Raw genomic sequence first — 8604 nt, 5'->3', positions numbered from 1 at the left:
TTCATAGTTTGGTGATGATGGCAGAGAGGTCACACCCGTTCCCATACCGAACACGGAAGTTAAGCTCTCTAGCGCCGATGGTAGTTGGGACCTTGTCCCTGTGAGAGTAGGACGTCGCCAAGCAACTTTAAGACGAGTCAGAATGACTCGTCTTTTTTGTATGCTTTCATACCTCTGTTAATTGCCTGCTTAACTCCTTCTAAATAGGCGAATCCATACCTTTTATCTGGTTCTAAGTAAGTACCTTCTGCCCATTCATTCCACGCATTAATAAATAAAAACTCGCTGTTGTAAAGAGAATAGGTACGCTGGATTTGTTTGCTTAAATATATCGTGAACTTCCTAGGGGTAGAACCTAGGAAGATGCTGCTATTTAAGTCTTTGCGGCGTGCTGTATTGTCCCAGTCAACAAAGGCACCAGGAAATGTTTTTTTCTCTGGAGGAGATCGTTTTAGTATATACATCCACACTTTATCATAATCCCAAGCGTTTATTTGTTTACCAGACTCATATATTGTTTTATTTATGTCTGAAGAGCTATCATGAGCAATTGTATAAAAAGGCTCGAATTCAATGCTAGCATCAAATCCATTTATATTAGGAAGTGGAAAGCTGTTTAATGTTTCTGCAAAGTATATACCTTTCAAACCATTTTCTTGTGCGAGTGTATTCCAATAATGAAGCATTTGTTCACAATGAGGGATATGCCCGGGGCGATAAATAATGAATAGTGGTTTATCGTCTATACGGATATATCTCTCATCTTGGAAAGCTTGCAATAAATACTCAAAGTGCTCTTTCCAATCCGATAATTCTCCATAATTTTGAGGCATTAATATGTGACTATCAAGACCATCCCAAGTTTTTGTCCACGGTTCATTTGCCCAAGAAAGGCAAAATGGAAAATCTGGTTCTTTCATCTTAAGTACCTCATTAAAGGGTGCCTCCAATAGCCTCTTCCCTTTAAACCAGTAATGGTAATAACAAAAACCATATATGCCATGTGCTTTGGCGATTTCTGCTTGCCATTTTCTTACGGATGGGGTGGTTAAGTCATAATAAAAATCTTGATAAGGTTCTCTAGGTTGGTAATGTCCTGAAAATAAAGGTCGTGCACTTTTAGTATTTGTCCATTCAGTAAACCCTTTCCCCCACCATCGGTCATTTTCTTTTATTTGATGAAACTGTGGTAAGTAAAAAGCGATTATTTTCAAGATATATCCCCCTTATGTTCTTCGTAGTTCAAGTGGTGGGAAGTTACTTTTGATTTTTCGAATCTAGTTAAAACATGAGATATGTTATTTACTTACTGTGTTTATGCTGCATAATGAATTCTTTTGTACAGTGTGCTTAATATGGAAATCTTTGATGATTTAATATATACGGCTGAGATACAAAATGATCTTCATTATACAATGAGCGAAAAGAGTTAATCTTTTTGGAGAACAAATAGAGCTTGGGGTAACCGGTTTGTATCATCAAAAAAGTCCCGTAGCTTTAAATACTTCTCATAGTGGTTTTTAATATAAGTTCTAGGTATAACGGTTTCCCCGTAGAAGCTACTGTTTCTAACGTCTCCAGCTCCCGTAGGGCTGTGGACAAAATTGCCGCTTTCATAATCCGAGATGGCACGATTTATATCTGGAAAAGCTTGAGATAAAGTTTTATGCCATCCCGTTTGAATTAATTCAGGGTGTTCCTTAAATTGTTGACAGAAATCGAGAAAATAGCGTGCTTGTGTTGTGGCGATGAAGATGCCACCTGGACGAAGAATTCTTGAAAATTCCTTTATCCAATTTTCTGCTGTTTCTTCGGATAAATGTGAGAATACAGAATAAGCGAATATGATATCTAATGAATTGTCATTAATAAATCCTACAGGAGGTTGTGGGTTGGCTGTTTTATATATCCCTCTTCCTAACGTTTCATTACAAAGAGTAATCATGAGGGGATCTACATCAATACCAAGTAAATTTTCATCGCGAACATCTTTGAAAAAGAAGCGTATGATTCTTCCCCATCCGCAACCAAAGTCTAAAATTTTACGTCCTTTATTCAAAGGAACACCTAGATTTTGGGCATATGTTTTTACATGGCTATAAAACAAATATGCTTCATAAAGAGCATGTTCATAGGAAGCACCTACAAACTGTTGTTGAATTTCTTCAGGGGGGAACATAGGTACTGGAATGCCATTTATCTTTGTTTGTGAGCAACTTTGTATAAATAGATTTAGAAGTTCAACATCAGAAAGCGGGCTAACAAGGTTATCAAAATCATTTCCTAACTTGAAGTTATTCATTTGTTAACCTCCAAATTATATAGTGCCTAAAAATCATTTTCGTGTTTTTTACTAATAAAAACGTGTAGAAATTCAGCATCTAACCCCAGTGATCTATCCTTTTGTAAATAAACAATGGTATACATATTTGCATGTGTATAAATATATTCAATCATATCTTGACCCCAATCAAATGTTACTAAAGACCCGTTCTCATCAATAGGATTACCATGATAAATTGGCTCCTCAATATATTCGATTCCTTCTTTATTGATTCTTGCTCTTTGTAAAGTCTTTGTGAGTGTATGATACCAAGGGACAGTAAACACATGAGCACCGCCAGGCTTTAATACACGCTCTATTTCTTTAAAGGCTTTGTTTGGCTCCATTACATGTTCAAAGACATCTTGAGTAATGAACAAATCAAAAGATTCATTTTGGAAAGTCATATCTTCTAAGTTCTCACATCTAATTCCTTGAAAGTATTGGCCGAGAGGATAGTTTTTAAAGTATTGAGAATACGTATAGTTTTTGCAGTTTTTTATAAGTAGCTGAGTTGTAATTCCCCCAGGAGAGGATTCGTGGATATGATAGGAACCCCATTTAGGAAAAAATGTATTTAAAACATGGATTATAGCTCGCTGCCTTGGTATAGAGTGGCATGTAGAACATAAGTAATGATCTCTAAGCCAATCATTATGCTCTATAAATGTAGTTTCCTTCTCACAAATAACGCAATATCCATTATTGTGCTTCAAATTACCTTCCACATGACATCACTCCTTTGTAAAAAAATGCATATGACACACACGTCAACAATCAGCGAAATCAAAGAGAGTGGGTGGAAATTAGGGAACCCATAAAAGTGAGATTGGTAGAATGGAATAATTAGTGGGAGAGAACCCCACGTTAATTAAAGTTTCACTTTATGCTATGCGATACATTCGCTTTTATTCATTGAAGAATGTATCGACTTAGAATATCCCTTTTGTGTACGGATACATTTCAAAGTCTTGTGTATATATTTCTGTAACTAACGCCATTGTTTCTTCATCATAAAAGCTTTCATATGTTGGAAAGCGAGGGAAGGCGGCATCTGTAATGCTAAGTTCTGCATAGCTTCCTGTATAAAGCATTTTATGAGCGCGATGATGATCTGAATTTGTAAGAAGCGCTAAATTGGATTTAATCAAATCGTACGTGTGTTCTATCTTGGTGATTTGTGTATTAAAATCTTCTAAAGGAATATAGTATTGGATGAAATTTTCTTCACCTGGAACGTATTGCTGACTAAAATGTATGTCCATTGCTAGGGAATTTGAACCCAATGCTCGAATGTAATATAAAAATTGTTTAAATGATACTCCACGGTTACTATATTTGTCATTATACAAATAATGACGGATACTTTCCCATTGCGGGCTAGCATATGGATTGTCAGCAAGTAATAAAAATGAGCTGACGGCCCTTTTGTAGGGATTCCGTACAAGTTTACAAACATCTTTATTTGATGCTAGAAGCCCATTTTGTAACTCTGGTATGTAGTTAGTGTTGTTTTTATACACCCAGAATTCATAGTAATGAATAAAGTCATGGTATTTCTTTGCTTCATTAAACAATCCAATTTGAAAAAAGAACCAATTAGCTAAGGCGGTACATCCGCTTCTATGGCTCCAGAATAGTATAAGTGGAAAGTCTTTATGGAAATGTGGGATTCGATCTTTATGTAGGATTACATGATTTAAAAGCTCTTGATTTACATTCTTCATACATGTAGTCCTCCTTTTTGAAATTTTTATTTATGGAGAAGGGAAGTTTTTACTAATCCAATATATTCATGGGAATGAGTAAATAGTATGAGTGTTTTTTGCGGTCAGCTTAAATAAGATAGCGATTCTAAAAGGAAAATATAAAATAAAGATAATGAAAATTTATAGGAAGCATACAATGATAAGAGGATGAATAATAGAAGTGACCAAGTTCATTTAGTTGCATTTCTAGGTGTGATAAGCAAAAATCTTATTACTAGAGAGGATATTATGAGGAAGAATAATTATTTAATAGTAGGTGGAAATAGTTTTATTGGTATTAACCTCGCATTAGGTTTATTGAAACAAGGTCAAAATGTAAAAGTATTTTCCAGACATATAAATAATTTCCCTCAAAATATTATAAGTGAGGTTGAATTTATTAAAGGTGATTTAGCAAATGTTAAAGATATATATAAAGCTTTAGTGAATGTGGATATTATTATTTATTTAGCTGCAACGTCTAATGTAGCAACTTCAATTGAAGATGTTTTCGGAGATATAAACAGTAGCTTTTTTTTTCTTAACTTCATGGAAAGTGTTAAAAATTTTCCTGTTAAAAAAATTGTATTAGCATCTTCTGGAGGCACGGTTTATGGTGAACCGGAATATTTACCTATTGATGAGGAACATCCATTAAAACCACTTTCTCCTTATGGAATAACAAAAGTGTCGCTTGAAAATTACTTGTACTTTTATAAGAAAAAATACGGAATTGACTATGTTGTATGTAGATATTCTAATCCATATGGAAAATATCAAAATCCTTTAAAGAAAGTTGGGGCAATAAACTGTTTTTTGTATCAGCATCTCAGTAATGAAAAGATTAATATATATGGGAATCCACAGGAGATTATTCGAGATTATATTTATATCGATGATTTAGTTGAAATCACTATACAACTATCACAATTAAATCGTTTGAAATCTTGTGTGTATAACATAGGGAGCGGCAAGGGTCTCTCTTTAAAACGGATTATAGTAGAATTGGAGAAATTAACGGAAAGAAAAGTGGACTTTACCTGCTATAAACAAAGGCAAGAAAATGTTCAAAAAATCATTTTAAATATAGATAGAGTAAGACGAGAATGTAATTGGGAACCGAAAATAGATTTCAAAAGTGGAATTAGATTAAATAAGCTATGGATTGAAGAGTTCTTATATAGTAAAAAATAATAAACCATGCCCTACTTTTGTATAAGTAGAGCGTGGTTTATTATTTTATTTCTTTTTTTATTACCCAAAGGTCTTGATGTTCCCACCAAAAACCTTCAGTGTATTTTTTGATGACAGGGTTATAGGGTAATAATTTAATTTTGTCACATACGTAAGAGGGACTAACAATCGTTTGCCCGTATTGATGAACATCCAAATCTAATTGTTCACTAGAAGGGAGAAACCAATAACCCTGTTTATTTAAATCTGGAAAGCTGAAGTACTTTTTACTTTGATAACCATGAGTTGTGAAAATGAGTAAACCTTCAGGAGAAACAGCATTATACAATGTTTGAAGCCAACGGAACCAAGTTGTATCAGGCATATGAGAAAAAAAGGATAGACAAAAAACGATATCATACGTAGAGGAGGTCAAATTTACTTGTTCAGGTTCAGGGTGAGATAAGATAGAAGAAGTATTTAATGTACGTTCAATAAAAGTAATAGCCTCTTCATGTATATCGCAGGTAGTTATACTTAAGTTCGTTTGTAGGTTTAATAAATGACGTGTTATGCAGCCGTATCCGGATGCGAATTCTAATAATTTTATTGGAGTGTCTATAGGAGGATAAAAGGACGTAATTAAATCTAAGAGTGTTTCTGCGGATTTTCTCCCATCTTGAAAATAATAATCTATCGCTTCTTTTTTAGATGGGAAGACTGGATTAGTGACAAGGAATTGAAAGATATGATCCTCTGGATGGATACTTGCATTTACATTGTAGTTGTGTGCAATTTGAGAAATCAAATCTTTATTTGCCTCTATAAATTCTTTCAATGAGTAACCTCCCTTAAATGATAGTAACGTCTTACAAGAGACACTGATGGCGAAGAAAGTATATCATTCAATCTTCAAATATGCTTTAAGATACTTTCTATATGTGTACATTTTCTTTTTTGAAATATTGTCGATAGTAAAGGTTTCTTTAATGAAATTCTGCATTTGTACAACTTCACTGTAATGGGAATATGAATCTTCTGTTCCCGTTACGCTATTTGTATGTCGTCTATGATAGTTTAGTGGTTTTGGATTGAAATAAATGTTCCCCTCTTTAAGAATAGAAACATAGAAAAACCAATCACCAGCTACTTTAAACTTTTCTAATTGTTTTTCTGTAGTTTTTATATCTATGTTTTTAAAAACTACACTGGAGACATTAGGTATGGTGTTCTTGATAAGTAATGTATCTTGTATTTCATCTATCCCTTTTCGAAAATAAGAACTTTTCCATTTTTCTTTATCAATATCATTTGTGTAATCTAAATAATGATTGGCCAGGATATTTCCTTGTTCATCTATTTGTTTTGATTGTGTGTAGCTTAAGGTAACATCACCATTTATATGAAACCCTTGTATTACTTCTTCTAAAAATGTCTGATCACATAAGTCATCGGCCTCTGCAATCCAAATATAATCACCGGTTGCTGCAGAGACGCCTTTTATCCATTGTTTAAATACAGAACCAGAGTTGTTATCATTAATAATCTGCTGAACTTTTAGGTGGGGCTTATTTTCGTTTGAGAGCAGCTGTTTAAATATAGATACGCTATTGTCAGTGGAGGCATCGTCTAGGAAAATTAGTTCGTAAAGGGGATAGGTTTGGTTTAATATGGATTTAACTCGGTCAGGTAAGTATTTTTCGTAATTATAGTTCGGTATGATTACGCTTATTTTTTTGTAATTATGATCAAGTAGGTTTAACAGTTGATAAATGTAATGAAGAAAGTTAAAATCTTTTTCAATAAGCTCTTGGCCAAAGCGCCCTTTTTTTAATCGTAAGTCTTCATCTCCAATAAATTCATATATTCTTTCCAGCACCTGCGGTAAATTTAAAAAGTCTACTAAGGCGCCAGTTTGTTCCGTAACAACATCTTCAAAACCTCCAGCGTTTTTAAACCCTATAACAGGGACTTTTGTATCTAATGCTTCTAAAACAACGTTTGGAAAAGGATCTTCTCTTGAAGTTAATAAATATAAATCAGCCCCGGCGTTATATAAACCGATATCTGGAGTAGGCTCAACTAATGTGAAATGTGCTGTATATCTTGGGGATAGTGTGTTAAAGAAATGAACATCCGTTCTCCCGACCCAGATAAAATGAATATTCGTATGAACTTTTCTTACTGAGTAAGCAATAAGTGAGAATAAATCTATCCCTTTCCGATGATCAGCAAAACCTACTCCCAAAATGATTTTGCTATCTAGAGGCAGGTTGTGTTTTTTTCGTAATTCGCTTCTAGCTTTTGCAATATTGTTCTTATAAGGATTGTGGTTAAACAAGCCTTGAGGGAGGATGTGACATTTTTGATGATCTAATTGGGTGATTGTACGGAATTTTTCATACACGTACTGTGAAGGGAAGACAATTTTGTAAGCAAACTGGGCGATGTTTCTCGCTTTCCCCTCGGCAGAGTACTGTTGTATTAAATGCGGCAATTCATGTATTAATGAAATAACTTTTATATCGTGTTTAGCTAGTAATGCAACTATGTCACCACTTATGACGGTACTACATATGGCGATGGTATAGTCTTGTGATAGTAACTTCTTTATTAATAATTCGACCCTTTTTTCTGTTGGGTAGTCTTCCTCTAGGCAATAAACAGGACCATACTTTTGAAAATCGTGGATTAAAATGCCCGTTCCAATAGAAATAATTGCGACGGAGTAATGAAAGTTTTCTTTAAGAGCTTTAATAGTATGTAAAGAAAGCAGCTGTGCTCCGTGGAAATGGGCATCATGGGATACATAAATGATCTTCTTATTAACATGCATTTCATAACGCCTCCTAAGTTAATTAGATTTTTAGTAAATGCATGGTGTATTTATAATTCCTAGAGAGAAGTGGTAGGAGATAATTGTGAATATAGCTGGAATGTACTCGAAATAAAAAGTGCTACCTTTAATATATATTTGTTTGGCTTGCTATTCATTCTTTAGAAAGGTGTAAGTAAGAAAGTATAAACTGTCAATTATGAAAGTGATTGCAACAGTTTATTAATCTCTAGGAACGGAGTATAAATGAAGAAGGTTCAATACCCTTTAGAATTTATAAAATAAAAAGGATAAAAGGTATTGACGATTAGGATATAGAGGTGTAATATAGAACAAGTCGCCGATGCAATAACGCAGAACGCGGCAAACAAAATGAAAAACTTAGTTGACATTAACTAACGAAGATGTTAACATAAGGAAGTCGCAAATGAGCGACCGAGTAGTTCTTTGAAAACTGAACGAAACAAACAACGTGAAACGTCAATTTTTATTTTTAGATGCTAGACAAACTAACTTTATTGGAG

At 34.0% G+C, this 8604-nt stretch carries 7 protein-coding genes and 1 rRNA gene; 2 read left to right on the top strand and 6 right to left on the bottom strand.

The window, feature by feature from the left end; genetic code table 11:
* The first annotated feature begins 7 nt into the window (after positions 1-7).
* Positions 8-123: ribosomal RNA gene (gene rrf, locus ACSG5Z_RS29510) — 5S ribosomal RNA — on the top strand.
* A 14-nt stretch (positions 124-137) separates the two neighbouring features.
* On the opposite strand, the gene ACSG5Z_RS29505 is transcribed toward rrf, so the two are convergent.
* From ACSG5Z_RS29505 to ACSG5Z_RS29490, 4 genes are all read right to left on the bottom strand, one after another.
* A complete protein-coding gene (locus ACSG5Z_RS29505; RefSeq protein WP_088121150.1) occupies positions 138-1214 on the bottom strand; it encodes a glycosyltransferase WbsX family protein in 1077 nt (358 codons plus the stop codon).
* 215 nt (positions 1215-1429) lie between these two features.
* Positions 1430-2302, bottom strand: coding sequence for a class I SAM-dependent methyltransferase (locus ACSG5Z_RS29500; RefSeq protein WP_106383617.1), 873 nt, complete (start codon positions 2300-2302; stop codon positions 1430-1432).
* Positions 2303-2328: 26 nt separating this feature from the next.
* Positions 2329-3051 (bottom strand): class I SAM-dependent methyltransferase, encoded by a 723-nt coding sequence (locus tag ACSG5Z_RS29495; protein WP_435712728.1) that lies wholly within the window; start codon positions 3049-3051, stop codon positions 2329-2331.
* Positions 3052-3255: 204 nt separating this feature from the next.
* On the bottom strand, positions 3256-4050 hold the full coding sequence (locus ACSG5Z_RS29490; protein WP_435712727.1) for a sulfotransferase family 2 domain-containing protein: 795 nt from the start codon (positions 4048-4050) through the stop codon (positions 3256-3258).
* 270 nt (positions 4051-4320) lie between these two features.
* On the opposite strand from ACSG5Z_RS29490, the gene ACSG5Z_RS29485 reads away from it, so the two are divergent.
* Positions 4321-5265, top strand: a complete 945-nt coding sequence (locus tag ACSG5Z_RS29485) for an NAD-dependent epimerase/dehydratase family protein (RefSeq protein WP_098096950.1) — start codon at positions 4321-4323, stop codon at positions 5263-5265.
* A 40-nt stretch (positions 5266-5305) separates the two neighbouring features.
* Here the strand turns inward: ACSG5Z_RS29485 and ACSG5Z_RS29480 are convergent, their stop codons facing one another.
* On the bottom strand, positions 5306-6082 hold the full coding sequence (locus ACSG5Z_RS29480; protein WP_106383620.1) for a class I SAM-dependent methyltransferase: 777 nt from the start codon (positions 6080-6082) through the stop codon (positions 5306-5308).
* Positions 6083-6145: 63 nt separating this feature from the next.
* Positions 6146-8080 carry a glycosyltransferase gene (locus ACSG5Z_RS29475; protein WP_435712726.1) on the bottom strand — a complete coding sequence of 645 codons (1935 nt, stop codon included), beginning with the start codon at positions 8078-8080 and terminating at the stop codon, positions 6146-6148.
* Positions 8081-8604 lie beyond the last annotated feature (524 nt).

The organism is Bacillus pretiosus, assembly GCF_051294775.1.
Taxonomy (GTDB): Bacteria; Bacillota; Bacilli; order Bacillales; family Bacillaceae_G; genus Bacillus_A; species Bacillus_A wiedmannii.
This window is presented reverse-complemented; position numbering and strand designations above follow the sequence as displayed.

Coding starts and splice junctions, on each gene's coding strand:
- ACSG5Z_RS29500 (WP_106383617.1), bottom strand. CDS start 2,302: ATGAATAACTTCAAGTTAGGAAATGATTTTGATAACCTTGTTAGCCCG.
- ACSG5Z_RS29475 (WP_435712726.1), bottom strand. CDS start 8,080: ATGCATGTTAATAAGAAGATCATTTATGTATCCCATGATGCCCATTTC.
- ACSG5Z_RS29485 (WP_098096950.1), top strand. CDS start 4,321: ATGAGGAAGAATAATTATTTAATAGTAGGTGGAAATAGTTTTATTGGT.
- ACSG5Z_RS29490 (WP_435712727.1), bottom strand. CDS start 4,050: ATGAAGAATGTAAATCAAGAGCTTTTAAATCATGTAATCCTACATAAA.